This is a genomic window from Vibrio sp. EA2 (assembly GCF_033042495.1).
GTDB lineage: Bacteria > Pseudomonadota > Gammaproteobacteria > Enterobacterales > Vibrionaceae > Vibrio.
The window spans coordinates 1-17,402 of the sequence record NZ_JAWLID010000007.1 but is presented as its reverse complement, the minus strand read 5'-3'; the positions used below and the strand labels follow the sequence as shown (position 1 = coordinate 17,402).

Below are 17,402 nucleotides of genomic sequence, written 5' to 3'. Positions count from 1 at the left end.
CAAATTTTTGGGTTTAACTGCGGACATCTTATCAGAATCCCCAGCGATAATCAGAGGGGATTCAATGAGAAATCCATGAACCTACGTCATTTTACAGTGTTGTGTTTTTTAATAAATGCAGACGAATAGCCGAGCAATTTTACTTTATCCAGTGTGGCTTGCGTCAGGGAATAGTCACTAAACGGGCCTAATAACAAGCGATACGACTCTTTCGCATTTTCAAGGAAAGTATCCGTATCCAGCTTTTGACCGAGTTCTGAGCCTAAAGTTCGGGCGCGATTTTCATTTTTTGAAGATGCGACCTGAATTACGTATTTAGGATGTTCGTCCAAAGACTTTTTGTCGGTCGGTTTATCTACGCTGATGACTTCAATTTTTACATTCGCGGTGCCAGTTTTCAGTACGTCTAACTTATGTGCCGCCGCATAGCTTAAATCAATAATTCGGCCATCGTGGAATGGACCTCGGTCATTTACGCGTACTACCGTTGTTTTGCCGTTATCGGTGTTGGTCACTTTGACGTAACTAGGCAGAGGCAGCGTTTTGTGTGCCGCTGTCATTGAGTACATGTCGTAGATTTCACCGTTGGACGTCAAATGACCCTGAAACTTCTTACCATACCAGGACGCTCGCCCTTGTTGGGTAAAGCCTTTCGCGTCGCGTACAATTTGGTAGTTCTTACCGAGGAGATGGTAATCTCTGTTGCCGCCTAAGCTGTATGGCTCATACTTTGGGTAGGCGTCTTCAATATGATCCACTGAAAGTGGTGTGTCTGGCGCGACATCAGACTCAAGTTCGTAGCGGCCATCTTGCTGAGTTTTCTGGCTGGTTGATGAACAGCCAGCCAAAATAACTGCAGAAAAAACTAAGGAATATAAAGCGCGTTTTTGCATGTCTAGGTCGCCTTAGAGAATGCTTTTCTGTGCGTATGAATCGACATTAAAATACCAAAGCCTGCCATCAAGGTCACCATGGAAGTACCACCGTAACTGATCAGAGGTAACGGTACGCCTACGACGGGCAAGATACCACTTACCATGCCGATATTTACGAAAATATACACAAAAAAGCTAAGTACAATACTGCCTGCCATCATTCGTCCAAATGCGGTCTGCGCTTGACTGGCAAGATACAGGCCTCGACCAATAATAAAGAGATAGATGGCTAATAAGCAAAGAAAGCCAATCATACCCCATTCTTCAGCAATTACTGCAAAGATAAAGTCAGTGTGTCGCTCGGGAAGAAACTCCAGTTGAGACTGCGTGCCTTGTAACCAGCCCTTACCTGAAATACCACCAGAACCGATCGCAATTTTACTCTGGATGATATGGTAGCCAGCGCCTAAGGGATCGGACTCTGGGTTAAACAAGGTTCGTACCCGAGTCTTCTGATACTCACGCATCAGGAAGAACCACAGAATTGGAATAAAGCCACCCAGAGCAATAGCCGCAGCCGCGATGATTCTCCAGCTGATGCCGGCAAGGAAGATAACAAAAATACCGGATGCAGCGATCAGGATTGAGGTTCCTAAGTCAGGTTGTTTGGCAATCAAGATTGTCGGAACACACACCATCACCAAGGCTATCAGTAGGGTCTTAAAGGTTGGCGGAAGTGGCTGTCGACCAATATAGCGAGCTACCATAAGCGGCACGGCTAGCTTGAGTAATTCAGATGGCTGAAATCGGACGAAACCAAGGTTTAGCCAACGTTGGGCACCTTTGGACGCTTCGCCAAAAAACAGCACGCCAAAAAGCAGGATAACTCCTGACGCAAACATTATAGGAGCAAGGCTCTCGTAAGTACGCGGTGAAAGTTGTGCCAGCGCTATCATCACCACAAGCGAGAGCACCATACGCATGGCTTGGCGATCCATCATTGCCAGGCTTTGACCGCTGGCGCTGTACATGATCACTAAGCCAAATGCCATCAGGGCTAAAATGCCAAGTAGAAGTGGCAAGTCAATATGGAAGCGTTCAAACAGGGCTCGGTTTTTACCTGTAGAGGGATCCATTTTCATTATTGCGTTGCCTCTTTCTTCACGTTGCTTTCATCTTCTTCAGGCTCGATCTTTTCAGGACCAAGTACTACTCGGTCAAAGATCTTTCTCGCTACTGGTGCGCCGTTACTTGAACCACCACCGGCGTTTTCGAGTACCACAGTCACGACCACTTTTGGCTCATCAAACGGTGCAAAACCCGTAAATAAGGCGTGGTCTCGCAAGTGTTCGGCGATTTCATCTGCCTTGTACTCTTCGTCTTCAGCCAAGCCAAATACCTGAGCGGTACCGGATTTACCCGCTGTTTCGTAGTCCATATCGTAAAATGAACGGCGAGCCGTGCCTCGGACGCCATGGTTTACCCGACGCATGCCTTCTTTCGCCATATCCCAATACTTCTTCGGTACGTTTTTAATTGGCGGATAAGTCAGGTATTCCTCTGTGTGTTGCTCGTCAAAATCACCGCCATTGTTGATGGAGGCTTTGAGTAAATGAGGGGCGGTCACTGCGCCATCGTTCACCAGTACAGTGGTTGCTTTTGCGATTTGCATCGGCGTCGCGGTCCAGTAACCCTGACCAATACCAACAGGGATAGTATCGCCTTTATACCAAGGCGTTCTGTGGCGAGACATTTTCCACTCGCGAGTCGGCATGTTGGCTTTACTTTCTTCGTAAATATCAATTCCGGTGTAATCACCAAAGCCGAACATCATCATCCAGGTGGAAATACGATCGATGCCCATATCGTAGGCAACTTGGTAGAAGAAGGTATCTACCGATTCTTCGATTGATTTGATGATATCCACTCGACCATGCCCCCAACGCAGCCAGTCACGGAATGGACGCGTGTCTGAATTTGGAATGCGCCAGTAGCCCGGGTCATTACGGGTGGTTTGTGGGGTCACAACACCTTCTTGTAGTGCTGCGACAGCCATAAATGGTTTGATGGTTGACGCTGGTGGATAAATCCCTAACGTCGTTCGGTTCACCAGAGGTCGGTTTTTATCGTTAAGTAGCGCACGGTAAGCCTTACCAGAAATACCATGAACGAAGGCATTGGGATCATAGCTTGGGCTCGAAACCATTGCTAACACACCATTATCCCTTGGGTCGATAACCACGGCACTACCACGGCGACCATCCAGCAGTTGGTGTACGTAGAGCTGCAGATTAATGTCTAGGTTCAAGACTATATCTTTGCCAGGAACGGGTGGGACATATTTCAGCGTGCGGATCACGCGACCACGACTGTTCACCTCGACCTCTTGGTAACCAGCGGTACCATGGAGAAGATCTTCGTAATACCTCTCAATGCCGAGCTTACCGATATCTCGGGTTGCTTGATAGTTTGAGGCTTTTTCTTCGCGAATCAGACGCTGCATATCTCTGTCGTTGATGCGAGAAACATAGCCAATCACGTGCGTAAGCACTTCACTAAATGGGTAGTAACGCTTGAGTGTTGCGCTGATCTCTACGCCGGGAAAGCGATACTGGTTGACAGAAAATACGGCAACCTGCTTTTCATCCAGCTGAGTAAGAAGAGGAACCGATTTAAAGCGACGGGTGCGCTTTCTCTCACGATGAAAGCGTTCAATTTGTTCTGGCGTGATTTCCAGAATCGTTTGTAGCTCTTTGATGGTTTCATCAATGTCTTTCACTTTCTCTGGAATCAGTTCCAGGTTAAAGACAGGGCGGTTTTCTGCCAGTAACACACCGTTGCGATCATAAATAAGCCCACGGTTGGGTGCTATTGGCACGATCTTAATACGGTTGTCATTAGAGCGAGTTTGGTAGTCCTGGAACTGGTTCACCTGAATATTGTACATATTGGCGACCAGTGCTCCCATCAAAATGACGATACCGACAAATGCAACGATAGCGCGGCTGGTAAACAGGCGCGCTTCGGCTTGATAATCTCGAATTTGACTGCGGCGTCTACGAATCATTAACGCTTGGCTCTAAAGTTAAACAGCGATTATTCGCGATGGTAAGGGTGGTTAGCGGTAATGCTCCACGCTCGGTATAAGCTTTCAGCCATAACAATACGTACCAGAGGGTGTGGTAACGTTAAGGCTGATAGTGACCAGCTTTGGTCAGCGGCTGCTTTGCATGCTGGTGCCAGACCTTCAGGGCCGCCGATTAAGATCGATACGTCACGCCCATCCAGTTTCCAGGCCTCTAGTTGTTCAGCCAGTTGTGGGGTGTCCCACTTTTTGCCGGGGATATCCAGAGTGACGATACGGCTCCCTTTTGGCACCGCAGCCAGCATCGCTTCGCCTTCTTTTTGCAGAATGCGTGCTATGTCGGCGTTCTTGCCACGTTTTCCAGCAGGAATCCCCACGAGTTCCAGTGGCATATCGTGCGGGAAACGGCGGCGATACTCTTGAAAGCCTTCCTCGACCCACTTTGGCATTTTGGTGCCAACAGCAATGAGTTGAATTTTCAAAGCTTAACCCCAGAGTTTTTCTAGTTGGTACAGCTCGCGGTGTTCTTCTTGCATCACGTGCAGCATGGCATCGCCCATATCCAGAACAACCCATTCACCTTCGTTCTCACCTTCCATGCCCAAAGGTTCAAGGCCGGCTTTCTTAACTTCAGACGCAACGTGATCAGCGATAGATGAAACGTGGCGCTTAGACGTGCCCGTGCAGATGATCATGTAATCTGTCACGCTCGATTTGTCTTCCACATTCAGGATGATGATATCTTCCGCTTTCATATCGTCGGCTTTATCAGCTAAAAAGTCTTTCAGTTCTTCGCGAAGCACTCGGTTTTCCTCGGTTTATTTCTTATCTCTAAATTGTCTTGCGCTAATCTGGGCAAAACAGGTCGCGCACTATACCACGCTTTGGTTTTTAAATTGCCAGCTTAATATCAGGAGAGCAGGTTTCCAGGCTCAATTGATGAATAGTTGGCCATACAGATTCGTCATACTGGGTCTTCGCTTTTATCTCTGCCTGAGTGAGAAGAGACACAAGCTTAAAGATTCGGCTGGCTGAAAGACGAGTCAAAGCCGCGTTATACAGAGGGCGTTTATTTTGCCACACTCGGTATTTTTCAAATACCTGACTGATGTTCATCTTGGTTAAATCCTGATGCATGCTCAGCAGTTGGTTAAACTCCTTTTGCACGCTGCGAATAAGAATCACCGCCTCAACGCCTTCTGCTTCTAGCTGACGTAAGATACGTTGGGCACGGTTAGCTTTTCCGGCAAGTAACGCATCAATCCAGTTGAACGTTGTAAAATGGTTGTGGCGACTTAATGCTTCTTCTAAGCGCACAATGGTGAGCTCACCATCAGGATAAAGCAGAGCCAGTTTTTCTAGACTTTGCGACAGCGCGAACAGGTTACCCTCATGCCACTGAGCGAGCATTTGCAGCGATTGCTGGTCCGGTTTTAATCCAAGTTTGCGACAACGAGCCTGAATGAACATTGGCAGGCGCTGAAGGTCTGGTGTCAGGCAACTCACCCAGTCACCTTTTGCACTCAGTGACTTAAACCATTTACTGTTTTCCTGCGCTTTAGTCAACTTGCTGCCAATGATGACCAGCATGATGTCGTCATGCATCATATCTGACAATGTCTGCAGTTCTTTGCTTATTGCGGTGTTGACACCAGCTTCTGGTATTTCTAGCTCAATGAGTTGGCGGCTGGAAAACAGGCTGAGTGCTTGAAAGCAGTCATAAACCTGGTTCCAGTCTAAGCTCGCATCAACAGCAAAACGATGCTTTTCCTCAAAACCGTGTTGCAATGCGGTTTTCTGGATTGCTTGACGACTTTCTTGAATTAGCAGTGGCTCATTACCAAAGATCAGGTAAATCGGCTTGATGTGCTTGGCTAAATGATCTGCCAGCTTGTCAGCATATACTCGCATGTTACTTAAGAATTCGTGTTCGCAGTTGGTTGGTTCACTTCGCCAGACTCGTATTCTGCGCGGACCTGGCCTAGCTGACGCATCATTTGTTTCGCCGCTTGTAAGTGCATTTCATCTTTAATCACGTCGCGTTCTACCGACTTCGCCAAGGCTGTCAGCGGGTTATCCAGGTAGTTACGATTGACTGTAGTGGTGTAGTTTTTTGCGCCATAACCCGGGATCGTGACACGGTACTGCACAACGTAAGTCAGTTCTTTCTCTGCCGCACGGCTATTTTGGTAAAGCGATAGCGTGCGCTCTTCAAGGCTTGTCTCAATCAGATGTAAGTTTGGTACGCTTGACGATGGTTGAACTAAGTCCACTTTATTCAGCGTGAGCTGAGATTTCACGTAACGGGTGAGTTGGTTGTATTCATCGTAACTGGTGAATGACATGGTGTGCAGCTCTTCCGGTACAGAGTACTCGCCGCGAAGGTGAAAACCACAGGCAGAGAGAAGGCCAGCTAATACCAATACCACAGGTAATTTAATCAAAGAGAAAAAGCGCATTGATTGTATTCATCCTAAATTGAATAAGGGGGATATTTACCTTAAACCACTCAGTGTGAATGGTTTGAGGTAAATAAACAGGGTGAAGATTCACCCTGTTTAAAGACTCTATACCAGCGAATTAGTTCGCTAAGCGTCGAGAAATTGCAAACTGTGATTAGTTTGCAACGATGTTCAGAAGTTTACCTGGTACGTAAATCACTTTACGGATGGTTTTGTCTTCAGTGAACTTAGTGACGTTCTCATCGTTCAGACCAAGCTCTTCAACTTGTTCTTTCGTTGCATCTGCAGCGACAGTCAGTTTCGCACGTAGCTTGCCGTTAACTTGAACAACGATCGTCTTCTCGTCTTCAACCAGTGCTTTCTCGTCGAAAGTTGGCCAAGTCGCGTTGTCGATATCCGCTTCACCCAGTGCAGTCCATAGCTCGTATGAAATGTGCGGAGTAATAGGGTAAAGCATTGCAACTACCGCTTTCAGTGCTTCGTCAAGGATAGCACGGTCTTGTGCTGACTCTTGAGGTGCTTTCGCTAGCTTGTTCATCAGTTCCATGATTGCTGCGATAGCCGTGTTGAACGTCTGACGACGAGCCACATCATCGGTTACTTTCGCGATAGTCTTGTGAACATCACGACGTAGTGCTTTTTGATCACCAGAAAGTGCATCCGCGTTAACAGCTTCTGCCGCACCTTTTGCTGTGTGCTCTTTAACCAGTTTCCACACACGTTTCAGGAAGCGGTTTGCACCTTCTACGCCAGACTCTTGCCACTCAAGCGTCATGTCTGCTGGAGAAGCGAACATCATGAACAGACGTACTGTGTCAGCACCGTACTTGTCTACCATCTCTTGAGGGTCGATACCGTTGTTCTTCGACTTAGACATTTTGATCATGCCAGAGTGTTCAACGCCACGGCCTTCGCTATCGATAGCTGAAGTGATGCGACCTTTACCGTCACGCTCAACTTTCACGTCAGTTGGTGCAACCCATTCTTTGGTGCCTTTTTCGTTTTCGAAGTAGAACGCGTCAGCCAGTACCATGCCTTGACACAGTAGCTGCTTGAACGGTTCGTCAGACGTTACATAGCCAGCATCACGCAGAAGTTTGTGGAAGAAGCGTGAGTACAATAGGTGCATACAAGCGTGCTCGATACCACCGATGTACTGGTCTACTGGTAGCCAGTAGTTTGCTTTTTCTGGATCCAGAATGTCGTCAGCTTGTGGTGAACAGTAACGCGCGTAGTACCAAGAAGATTCCATGAACGTATCGAACGTATCTGTCTCACGTAGAGCAGGCTCGCCGTTGAAGGTTGTCTTCGCCCACTCTTTGTCTGCTTTGATTGGGCTGGTTACGCCGTCCATTACCACGTCTTCTGGAAGAATCACGGGTAGTTGGTCAGCTGGTACTGGGTGAACTTCACCATCTTCAGTCGTTACCATTGGGATTGGTGCACCCCAGTAACGTTGACGAGATACACCCCAGTCACGTAGACGGAAGTTAACGGTCTTAGTGCCTTTACCTTCTGCTTCTAGTTTCGCTGCGATTGCATCAAATGCTGCTTGGAATTCCAGACCGTCGAACTCACCTGAATCGAACAGAACGCCTTTCTCTGTGTATGCTGCTTCAGAGATATCTAGCTCGCTGTCGTCAACAGGCTTGATCACAGGAACGATATCCAGGCCGTACTTAGTTGCAAATTCGTAGTCACGCTGGTCGTGAGCAGGTACTGCCATTACCGCGCCTGTGCCGTAGTCCATCAGTACGAAGTTTGCTACGTACACTGGTACTTCACGGCCGTTCAATGGATGAATCGCAGTAAGGCCAGTCGCCATACCTTTCTTCTCCATTGTCGCTAGCTCAGCTTCAGCTACTTTGTTGTTCTTACATTCGTCGATAAACGCTGCAAGCTCTGGGTTGTTCTCTGCTGCTAATGCTGCAAGAGGGTGACCTGCTGCGATACCTACGTAAGTCACACCCATAAGTGTGTCTGGACGCGTTGTGTAAACTTCCAGGTCTTGTTGACCCTTAACTTCAAACTTGAGTTCAACACCTTCAGAGCGGCCAATCCAGTTGCGCTGCATGGTTTTTACCATTTCAGGCCAACCTTCAAGGTTGTCTAGATCGTCCAATAGCTCTTGCGCGTATTCAGTGATCTTAATGAACCACTGAGGGATCTCTTTTTGCTCTACAGGCGTGTCACAACGCCAGCAGCAGCCATCTTCAACCTGTTCGTTCGCTAGAACGGTTTGGTCGTTTGGACACCAGTTCACTGATGAAGTCTTCTTGTAAACCAGGCCTTTTTCGTAAAGCTTAGTGAAGAATTCTTGTTCCCAACGGTAGTATTCTGGCGTACAGGTCGCGAATTCACGGTTCCAGTCGTAACCAAAGCCCAGAAGCTTAAGCTGGTTCTTCATGTACTCAATGTTTTCGTAAGTCCATGGCGCTGGCGCTGTTCTGTTTTTTACCGCTGCGTTTTCTGCAGGCAGACCGAACGCATCCCAACCAATAGGTTGCATGACGTTTTTGCCCTGTAGGCGTTGGAAACGAGAGACTACGTCACCGATGGTGTAGTTACGCACGTGACCCATGTGCAGTCGACCACTTGGGTATGGAAACATAGATAGACAGTAGAATTTTTCTTTATTTGGGTCTTCACTTACAACAAAGGTCTTGTTGTCATCCCAGTGCTTTTGAACTTTCTGTTCAATGTCTTGTGGGTTGTATTGCTCTTGCATCGATGATATCCGGTTATCTTGGAATTTGTGAGTTCGGTTAGAACAGACTTAAATAGATCGTCATAGAATACCTAAAGCTAGGGATCACAACAATAGCCAATCTGTACCCTTGCGTACTCAGGTCACGCAGGTAGGAGAAAGATGGAGGTCAGTTATGCCTAAACGTAAAACAGGTTATGAGGAAATGCTCGAGGATGTGATCGAAACCTTGAAGCACAGTCCTGAAGAAGTTAACAAAGCGATAGAAACGTCGGGCAAAGTGGTGGAAGCCGCCAATGACCTGACCAAAGACGAGTTGGCTTTGATTAAAGCGTACGTCAAATCTGACTTAAAAGAGTTTTCAGAAAATTATGAAGACAGTAAAAGTGGTCCTTTCTACCTAACCGTGGCAGATACTATCTGGCAAGGATTGTTAGAAATAACTGACCGAACGAAAGTGGAATGGGTGGAGCTGTTTGATGATCTGGAGCATCAAGGCTTGTATCAGGCTGGTGAAGTGATTGGCTTGGGCACCTTAGTGTGTGATGAGTGCGGTCATAAGACAACCTATAATCACCCAACCATCATTATTCCGTGTATTAAATGCGGTCATACTGGCTTTAGTCGCCAGCCATTGAAACCTTAGCAAGTACAAAAAGAGGCCGTCAGGCCTCTTTTGGTTTATCTCTTTTTCTTTCTTGGTAACCACCAAGCGAGCATCAAACTTAATACTACCCACAAATATAATGGCCAGGTGCCAACGATGCGGTAGGGAGTTTTCCCTTCGGTTGGTGTCAGCTCAGCACGCAGCACAGCCGTTTCAAACTGAGGCACCTGCTCGATAATCTGACCTTTATGGTCCGTGACAGCGGTTAATCCATTGTTCGTCGCGCGAATCAGCGGCTTACCCAGCTCCAATGCGCGCATACGGGCAATTTCCATATGCTGAAGCGGACCAATTGAGTGTCCAAACCAGGCGTCGTTAGAGAGCGTTAGGATGAAGTCTGTTTCGTCGTTGACGTTTTGACGAACCTGCTCATTAAAGATGATTTCGTAACACAGAGCGGGCGCCATGTGCTTGCCATTCGCGACGATGTTTGGCTGCACGAAGTCCCCACGACTGAACGAAGACATTGGCAAATTAAAGAAGGGCGCAAGTGGGCGTAAGATGTCCTCAAACGGCACAAACTCACCGAATGGCAGTAAATGATGCTTATTGTAGCGCTCATTCAAATCAAAACTGTAATCGCCGTAAGGCGTTTCACCCAGAGAAAGGATGCTGTTGTAGAACTGGCGATCTTCGGCTTGATTCACCACGCCGGTAATGATGGCGCTATGGTTCATTTTCGCAGCACTGTCTAAATTTTGCAGGAATGAAGGCACTTCAATTTCAAACGCCGGAATCGCGGCTTCTGGCCAGACAATAATGTCGGCATCCCAGTTTTCACGAGTCAGGTCGGTGTACTTCATTATGGTTGGCCAGCGCTGAGTTGGCAGCCATTTTAGATTTTGGTCGACATTACCTTGGATTAGCGCAACTTTAGTGATGTCTTCTGAGCGAGGTGTCACCCAGTCGTAATGACGAATACCAAAGCCTGTACTCAAAAGTACAGCCGGTATTACTACCACTAGCCACTGTTTATGCAACCAAGCGTAAGCCAATGCGCCTGCGGAGATGATAATAAACAAAGTGAGAAGCTCAACACCGCCGACAGGCGCAAAACTCGCGAGCGGGGCGTCTATCTGGCTGTACCCGAGCCATAGCCATGGGAAACCTGTCATCACCCAGCCACGCAGCCAATCGGTAATCAGCCATAGTGCAGGAGCAGCAAGCAGTATGGTGCTTAAAGTACTTTGAGGGAAGAATTTGTTCTTGAGCCAGGCAAACAGGCCAGAATAGATTGCTAGATAGGCAACCAACAAGCCCATCAAAAAGAGGTTGGCAATAAGTGGCATACCACCAAAGCCAGAAATACTGACGTAAACCCAACTAATGCCAGTGGCAAATTGGCCAAAGCCCCACGAGTAACCTATCCAAAGTGCGCGTTTTGGCGTTTGGTTATGTAGAAGGATGAGTAGTATGGCGGGGCTAAGAATAGCGATCGGCCATAGTTGGTAAGGTGCAAAAGCCAGAGTTGTGCAAGCGCCTACAAAAGCGGCCACTAAGGGCCGCTTGAGGCGATGAAAGAGTACATTCATCATTATATTTTTCTGATATTCCCAGTAGGGTATCGCGTTACTCTTGAGTGGCTTCAACCAGTGCTTCTTCGTCTGGAATGGTCACTTGGAGTTGAATGACACGACGGTTATCGGCAGCGGTGACTTTGAAGTTATAACTTTCAATTTCAACCAGCTCACCACGAGAAGGTAAGTGACCGAAGGCAGTCATCACCATGCCACCTACCGTATCCACCTCTTCATCGCTGAAGTTGGTGCCGAATGTCTCATTAAACTCTTCAATCGTTGTCAGAGCTCTGACAGCAAACGTATGTTTGCTTAGCTTACGAATGTCAGTCTCTTCGGACTCGTCAAACTCATCTTCAATATCACCAACGATTTCTTCCAGGATATCTTCAATGGTTACGAGGCCAGAAACGCCGCCGAATTCATCGACAACAATCGCCATATGATAGCGCTCTTCACGGAACTCTTTTAGCAGGCGGTCAACACGTTTGCTTTCCGGAACCACAACTGCAGGTCGAATCACTTCTTCAATATCAAATGGGTTGCTGCCTGAGCCTAAGTATTTGAGTAAGTCCTTCGCTAGTAGAATGCCTTCCACATGATCTTTATCCTCGCTGATAACAGGGTAACGCGAGTGTTGAGCATCCGTAATTAGCGCGACTAGCGTGTCTAAATCATGAGTGCGCTCAACAGTAACCATTTGCGAACGCGGGATCATAATGTCACGCACGCGCATTTCGGAGATTTCCATCACACCTTCGAGCATATCGCGGGTGTCGTGGTCAATCAGGTCGTTTTCTTCTGAGTCGCGGATAACATCCACAAGCTCTTGGCGGTCTTTAGGATCGCCCTGAAAAAGTTGACCTAGACGTTCAAAGAAGGACTTTCTACTCGGACCTTCTGCCTTTTCTTTCTTACCTTCGCTAGAAGAGGGAGAATTATCTTCGTTCATTGTTTCTCAATTAAGTAACGCTATCAGAAGTGTGATAGCTCACATAGAAAGGCGAACACGAGGGTAATATAGGTGATTCGCCTTTCCCTGCGGAGCAACCGGGGTTACTCCTTTTCAGCAATGTAAGGGTCTTCATAACCCATACCCTGCATGATTTCTGTTTCGAGGGACTCCATCTCTTCGGCTTCGTCATCCTCGATATGATCATAACCTAGCAGATGCAAGCTGCCATGTACAACCATATGGGCCCAATGTGCTAACAGAGGTTTATTCTGTTCTAGCGCCTCTTTTTCAACCACTTGGCGACAGATAATTAAATCACCAAGCAGATCCATTTCGATACCCGGAGGCACTTCAAATGGGAAAGAAAGCACATTGGTCGGTTTATCTTTACCACGATAGTCGTGATTCAGAGTGTGGCTCTCTTGCTCATCAACAATTCTAATGGTGACTTCTGCCTGCGGCTGAAACAGTGGAATCGTCTTATCCAGCCACAGTTGAAAGTCTTCCTGTGAAGGTAAGCCATCTTCACTTTCGACTGCGAGTTGAAGATCAAGTTCAATCGCCATCTTTATTCCTTAGTCTCTGTGACTTGAGCACTTAGCTCTGCTTTTGCCGCTTCAAGCAGCTTGGCATCACGCTCTTCACGACGACGTTTTTCAAACTCTTTACGCTCTTTCTGGTCTTGTGCTTCCCATTTCTCGTACGCGTTAACAATACGAGCAACAACAGGGTGACGCACAACGTCATCTGCCTGGAAGAAGTTAAAGCTGATGTCGTCGACTTCGCTCAGTACCTCAATGGCATGACGAAGGCCTGATTTTGCACCACGCGGCAAGTCAATCTGGGTCACGTCACCGGTGATGACCGCACGTGAGTTAAAACCGATACGCGTCAGGAACATTTTCATCTGCTCAACCGTCGTGTTTTGGCTTTCATCCAGAATGATGAATGCGTCGTTCAGTGTACGACCACGCATGTACGCTAATGGCGCAACTTCAATCACGTTACGTTCAATCAGTTTTTCAACACGCTCAAAACCAAGCATCTCGAACAGCGCGTCATAAAGAGGGCGAAGGTATGGATCAACCTTTTGGCTGAGATCACCAGGCAAGAAGCCCAGTTTTTCACCCGCTTCAACCGCTGGACGAGTCAAAAGAATACGGCGGATTTCTTGACGTTCCAACGCATCCACTGCTGCCGCTACCGCCAAGTAAGTCTTACCAGTACCTGCAGGGCCAATACCAAAAGAGATATCGTGAGTCACCATGTTAACCAAGTACTGTGCCTGGTTAGGAGTACGTGGTTTGATCACGCCTTTTTTGGTTCTCACAAACACTTCTTTACCGTGCTCAATGTTTGACTCGGTGTTCTGTTCCAGAACGCCTGTCTCTTTGATCGCTAAATGGATCTGCTCAGGTTCGATGTCTGGGATCTCTCCACGAACAGGTGCTGTATCGACATAAAGTGTTTTCAGGATATCAAGCGCAGCAGCAGAAGTATGAGGTTTACCGACAATGGTAAAGTGGTCACTACGGTGGTTGATTTCAACGCCCAGACGGCGTTCTAAATGCTTGATGTTGTCATCGAATGGACCGCACAGGCTAGCAAGTCGGCGGTTGTCTGAAGGTTCTAGGTTGATTTCTAGAGTTACGATTTTATTGCTCAATGTTGCCTCTCATTTTTTGCCACTTACTGAGAGCCTGATAACGACCAGGCTCTCCATGGCTATTTATACGAGCTTATGGCGTAAAAGTAGCTACACCCAGCTCATCTTCGCGACGTGTTTTCGCCATCATTTGCGTTGGTGAAATCACACTACGAAGGTCCATGTCTTTTTCAGTACGTACTAGCTCACCACGCAATGAGTTTGCAAATACGTCTACGATTTTCACGTCTACGAACTGACCAATTAGGTCGGCGCTACCTTCAAAGTTTACTACACGGTTGTTTTCTGTACGAGCGCGCAGTTCCATTAGGTTTTTCTTCGAAGGGCCTTCAACCAATACACGCTGCTCTGTACCAAGCATTAGGCGAGAGTAACGCATAGCTTGTTGGTTAATGGTCTGCTGAAGTTCGTATAGACGCTCTTTCTTCTCTTGCTCAGACACATCACATGGGTAATCCGCTGCTGGTGTACCAGGACGAGGAGAGAAGATAAAGCTGAAGCTCATGTCAAAGTCTACGTCTTTGATCAGCTTCATGGTGTCTTGGAAGTCTTTGTCTGTTTCACCAGGGAAACCAACGATAAAGTCAGAACTGATCTGAATATCAGGACGCGCTTTACGCAGTTTACGGATGATAGACTTGTACTCGATGCCTGTATGTGGACGCTTCATCATCGTTAGGATACGGTCACTACCACTTTGTACTGGCAAGTGCAGGAAGCTTACTAGCTCTGGCGTATCTTCATAAACGGCGATGATGTCGTCAGTAAATTCCAACGGATGGCTGGTCGTAAAGCGAATACGATCAATACCGTCGATAGAAGCAACCAGGCGCAGCAGTTCTGCAAAAGAACAGATCTCGCCATCATGCGTTGGACCACGGTAAGCGTTTACGTTTTGGCCTAGCAGGTTAACCTCACGCACGCCTTGATCCGCCAATTGAGCGATTTCAAACAGTACGTCATCCATTGGACGGCTAACTTCTTCACCACGTGTGTATGGTACTACGCAGTAAGTACAGTATTTAGAACAGCCTTCCATAATCGAAACGAATGCTGTTGCACCTTCTGCGCGTGGCTCAGGCAGGCGGTCAAACTTCTCGATTTCTGGGAAAGAAATGTCCATGACTGGCGCTTCGTCAGATTGAGACTGTTTGATCATCTCTGGCAAGCGGTGCAGAGTTTGTGGACCAAAAATGACGTCAACGTACGGTGCACGCTCACGAATATGGTCGCCTTCTTGCGTTGCTACACAACCACCTACGCCGATAACTACGCCAGCTTTTTTATCTTTTAGTGTTTTCCAACGGCCTAGCTGGTGGAAAACTTTTTCTTGCGCTTTTTCACGGATCGAACAGGTGTTAAGTAGAAGTACGTCTGCTTCCTCTGGCTCTTCCGTCAGCTCGTAGCCGTTTGCAGCATTAAGCAGGTCGGCCATTTTTGATGAATCGTATTCGTTCATCTGGCAGCCCCAGGTTTTAATTAGCAGTTTCTTACTCATCTCACTTTCGCTCGTTCAGTTGTACTTAAATCGGAGAGCTATTGCTCAAATTATAGCCGCCATCTCGGCGGTAAGCGGCGTATTGTACTGCTTTAAAAAGCACCTGACTAGTGATCTGGCTAATTCTCTGCAAAGCCTGATGAAATCTAGGCTTTTGCCTTATATCGAACAAGGTTTTTTAGCTCGCAAATCAGGCAGAAACACCCGGTTTACAAATGGGTAAATTTACGCAGAGCCCGCATCTTTAGGAAGAGGAAAAATAAACCGTTTTGTAAATGGATTGGCTGAAAGTACAATTGAAAAGGCAATTTAATCAAGATAATGAAGAACAAAAAATGAACAGATATGACATCGCCGTAATTGGTGGAGGCATGGTTGGAGCGGCAATCGCGATAGGGTTCGCACAACAAGGCAGAAGTGTCGTCGTCGTCGAAGGTACACAACCAAAGGCGTTTGAACCATCACAAGAGATGGATATCCGCGTCTCGGCGATCTCTCACCAATCCGTAAAGTTACTCGAATCACTGGGTGCGTGGGCATCGACTCAGTCAATGCGTGTCTGTCCTTACCGTCGCTTGGAAACATGGGAGCATCCAGAGTGTCGCACACGATTTCATTCTGATGAACTGTCTCTGCAGCAACTTGGTTATATTGTTGAAAACCGTCTGATCCAGTTAGGTTTATGGCAAGCCTTCGATAACCATAACAACCTCACTGTAGAGTGTCCTGAACGCCTAAAAACAATCGAGTTTGGTGACGTTAATCGAGTGACTTTAGAGAGTGGTAAGCAATTTGAGGCCCAATGGGTGATTGGCGCCGATGGTGCTAACTCAAAAGTGCGTCAGCTTGCCGGAATCGGGATCACGGCTTGGGATTATCGCCAACACTGTATGCTGATCAACGTAAAGACCGAGTTGCCTCAACAAGATATTACCTGGCAACAGTTTACGCCAAGTGGTCCCCGTTCATTCTTGCCACTTTGCTCGTTAACGGAAGAGGGGAAAGAAGTTGGTCAAGGCTCATTGGTATGGTACGACTCGCCGAGACGGATCAAACAGCTGTGTGCGATGACTAAGCCTCAATTAAAAAACGAGATTTTGAATCACTTCCCGAAAGAGTTAGGCAATATTGAAGTACTTCAGTTTGGCTCCTTTCCTTTAACTCGCCGTCATGCTCAGTCGTATTCAAGTAGAAACTGCGTGCTCGTTGGAGATTCTGCACATACTATTAATCCTTTAGCCGGGCAGGGTGTGAATTTAGGCTTTAAAGATGTCGATGTGCTGCTGGAAGTTACAAAAGGGCAAGATGAACTCACCGGATCGCTGTTGGCAAAATATGAGCGTGCCCGCCGCCCAGATAACCTGTTAATGCAAACGGGGATGGATTTCTTCTATAAAGGCTTTAGTAATGATCTTGGTCCATTAAAGTTTGCACGCAATGCGGCATTAAAGTTGGCTGACCATTCAGGGCCGATTAAAGCACAAGTGTTGAAGTACGCACTGGGTATGTGATCGGAAAAAATAGCAGAAAGAAAAAAAGCGAGCCAAGAGCTCGCTTTTTTAATTCGGCGGAAATGAACCACCGAGTCCAGAATCAGAAAAAGAAAAAACCCAGCAAATTCATGCTGGGTTTTCAAAGATGGTGCGGAAGGAGAGACTTGAACTCTCACACCTTGCGGCGCCAGAACCTAAATCTGGTGCGTCTACCAATTCCGCCACTTCCGCATCTTAATCTGTAGATATCAAGATAATTGGTAACATCTCAATATCGTTGTGTAATGGCAGGGCTACCTGGATTCGAACCAGGGAATGGCGGCATCAAAAGCCGCTGCCTTACCGCTTGGCGATAGCCCTACAAGTATAGTCTAAGACTATGATCTTTCCCAAAGGAAACAATGGTGCGGAAGGAGAGACTTGAACTCTCACACCTTACGGCGCCAGAACCTAAATCTGGTGCGTCTACCAATTCCG

The 17,402-nt window shown here is 47.2% G+C and carries 15 protein-coding genes and 2 tRNA genes; 2 read left to right on the top strand and 15 right to left on the bottom strand.

Annotation, left to right across the window (positions count from 1 at the left end; genetic code table 11):
- Positions 1 to 86: 86 nt before the first annotated feature.
- From RXX31_RS15070 to leuS, 8 genes are all read right to left on the bottom strand, one after another.
- Entirely contained in the window at positions 87 to 893 is an 807-nt protein-coding gene (locus RXX31_RS15070; protein WP_317590367.1) for a septal ring lytic transglycosylase RlpA family protein, read from the bottom strand.
- Between the two features lie 2 nt (positions 894 to 895).
- Entirely contained in the window at positions 896 to 2,017 is a 1,122-nt protein-coding gene (gene rodA / locus RXX31_RS15065) for a rod shape-determining protein RodA (protein WP_317590366.1), read from the bottom strand.
- Entirely contained in the window at positions 2,017 to 3,942 is a 1,926-nt protein-coding gene (gene mrdA / locus RXX31_RS15060; protein WP_317590364.1) for a penicillin-binding protein 2, read from the bottom strand. Before mrdA ends, rodA begins: the two co-directional genes overlap by 1 nt.
- 29 nt (positions 3,943 to 3,971) lie before the next feature.
- Positions 3,972 to 4,442: a 23S rRNA (pseudouridine(1915)-N(3))-methyltransferase RlmH gene (rlmH, locus tag RXX31_RS15055; RefSeq protein ID WP_317590362.1), complete on the bottom strand. Its 471-nt coding sequence runs from the start codon at positions 4,440 to 4,442 to the stop codon at positions 3,972 to 3,974.
- A gap of 3 nt (positions 4,443 to 4,445) precedes the next feature.
- Positions 4,446 to 4,763, bottom strand: a complete 318-nt coding sequence (rsfS, locus tag RXX31_RS15050; protein ID WP_264902915.1) for a ribosome silencing factor — start codon at positions 4,761 to 4,763, stop codon at positions 4,446 to 4,448.
- Between the two features lie 88 nt (positions 4,764 to 4,851).
- The gene (holA, locus tag RXX31_RS15045) at positions 4,852 to 5,871 is read right to left on the bottom strand and encodes a DNA polymerase III subunit delta (protein WP_317590360.1); all 1,020 of its coding nucleotides are present in this window, start codon (positions 5,869 to 5,871) and stop codon (positions 4,852 to 4,854) included.
- A gap of 5 nt (positions 5,872 to 5,876) precedes the next feature.
- Positions 5,877 to 6,419, bottom strand: coding sequence for an LPS assembly lipoprotein LptE (gene lptE / locus RXX31_RS15040; RefSeq protein ID WP_317590358.1), 543 nt, complete (start codon positions 6,417 to 6,419; stop codon positions 5,877 to 5,879).
- 157 nt (positions 6,420 to 6,576) lie between these two features.
- Positions 6,577 to 9,150 (bottom strand): leucine--tRNA ligase, encoded by a 2,574-nt coding sequence (gene leuS / locus RXX31_RS15035; protein ID WP_317590356.1) that lies wholly within the window; start codon positions 9,148 to 9,150, stop codon positions 6,577 to 6,579.
- A gap of 154 nt (positions 9,151 to 9,304) precedes the next feature.
- Between leuS and RXX31_RS15030 the strand changes: the two genes are divergently transcribed.
- Positions 9,305 to 9,775, top strand: coding sequence for a zinc ribbon-containing protein (locus tag RXX31_RS15030; RefSeq protein WP_317590354.1), 471 nt, complete (start codon positions 9,305 to 9,307; stop codon positions 9,773 to 9,775).
- A gap of 35 nt (positions 9,776 to 9,810) precedes the next feature.
- Here the strand turns inward: RXX31_RS15030 and lnt are convergent, their stop codons facing one another.
- The 5 genes from lnt to miaB all read right to left on the bottom strand — a co-directional run bounded on the left by lnt (position 9,811) and on the right by miaB (position 15,432).
- Positions 9,811 to 11,331 (bottom strand): apolipoprotein N-acyltransferase, encoded by a 1,521-nt coding sequence (gene lnt / locus RXX31_RS15025; RefSeq protein WP_317590352.1) that lies wholly within the window; start codon positions 11,329 to 11,331, stop codon positions 9,811 to 9,813.
- A 34-nt stretch (positions 11,332 to 11,365) separates the two neighbouring features.
- Complete coding sequence (corC, locus tag RXX31_RS15020) at positions 11,366 to 12,265, bottom strand: CNNM family magnesium/cobalt transport protein CorC (protein ID WP_317590351.1); 900 nt, start codon at positions 12,263 to 12,265, stop codon at positions 11,366 to 11,368.
- A gap of 104 nt (positions 12,266 to 12,369) precedes the next feature.
- Entirely contained in the window at positions 12,370 to 12,834 is a 465-nt protein-coding gene (ybeY, locus tag RXX31_RS15015) for an rRNA maturation RNase YbeY (RefSeq protein ID WP_317590350.1), read from the bottom strand.
- A 2-nt stretch (positions 12,835 to 12,836) separates the two neighbouring features.
- Positions 12,837 to 13,934: a PhoH family protein gene (locus tag RXX31_RS15010; protein WP_317590348.1), complete on the bottom strand. Its 1,098-nt coding sequence runs from the start codon at positions 13,932 to 13,934 to the stop codon at positions 12,837 to 12,839.
- Between the two features lie 73 nt (positions 13,935 to 14,007).
- Positions 14,008 to 15,432 carry a tRNA (N6-isopentenyl adenosine(37)-C2)-methylthiotransferase MiaB gene (gene miaB / locus RXX31_RS15005; protein ID WP_317590347.1) on the bottom strand — a complete coding sequence of 475 codons (1,425 nt, stop codon included), beginning with the start codon at positions 15,430 to 15,432 and terminating at the stop codon, positions 14,008 to 14,010.
- 335 nt (positions 15,433 to 15,767) lie between these two features.
- Between miaB and RXX31_RS15000 the strand changes: the two genes are divergently transcribed.
- Complete coding sequence (locus RXX31_RS15000) at positions 15,768 to 16,943, top strand: 2-octaprenyl-3-methyl-6-methoxy-1,4-benzoquinol hydroxylase (protein ID WP_317590346.1); 1,176 nt, start codon at positions 15,768 to 15,770, stop codon at positions 16,941 to 16,943.
- A 128-nt stretch (positions 16,944 to 17,071) separates the two neighbouring features.
- Here the strand turns inward: RXX31_RS15000 and RXX31_RS14995 are convergent.
- Both RXX31_RS14995 and RXX31_RS14990 read right to left on the bottom strand, forming a co-directional pair.
- Positions 17,072 to 17,156, bottom strand: a tRNA-Leu gene (locus RXX31_RS14995).
- A gap of 54 nt (positions 17,157 to 17,210) precedes the next feature.
- Positions 17,211 to 17,285: transfer RNA gene (locus tag RXX31_RS14990), tRNA-Gln, on the bottom strand.
- Positions 17,286 to 17,402: the final 117 nt, after the last annotated feature.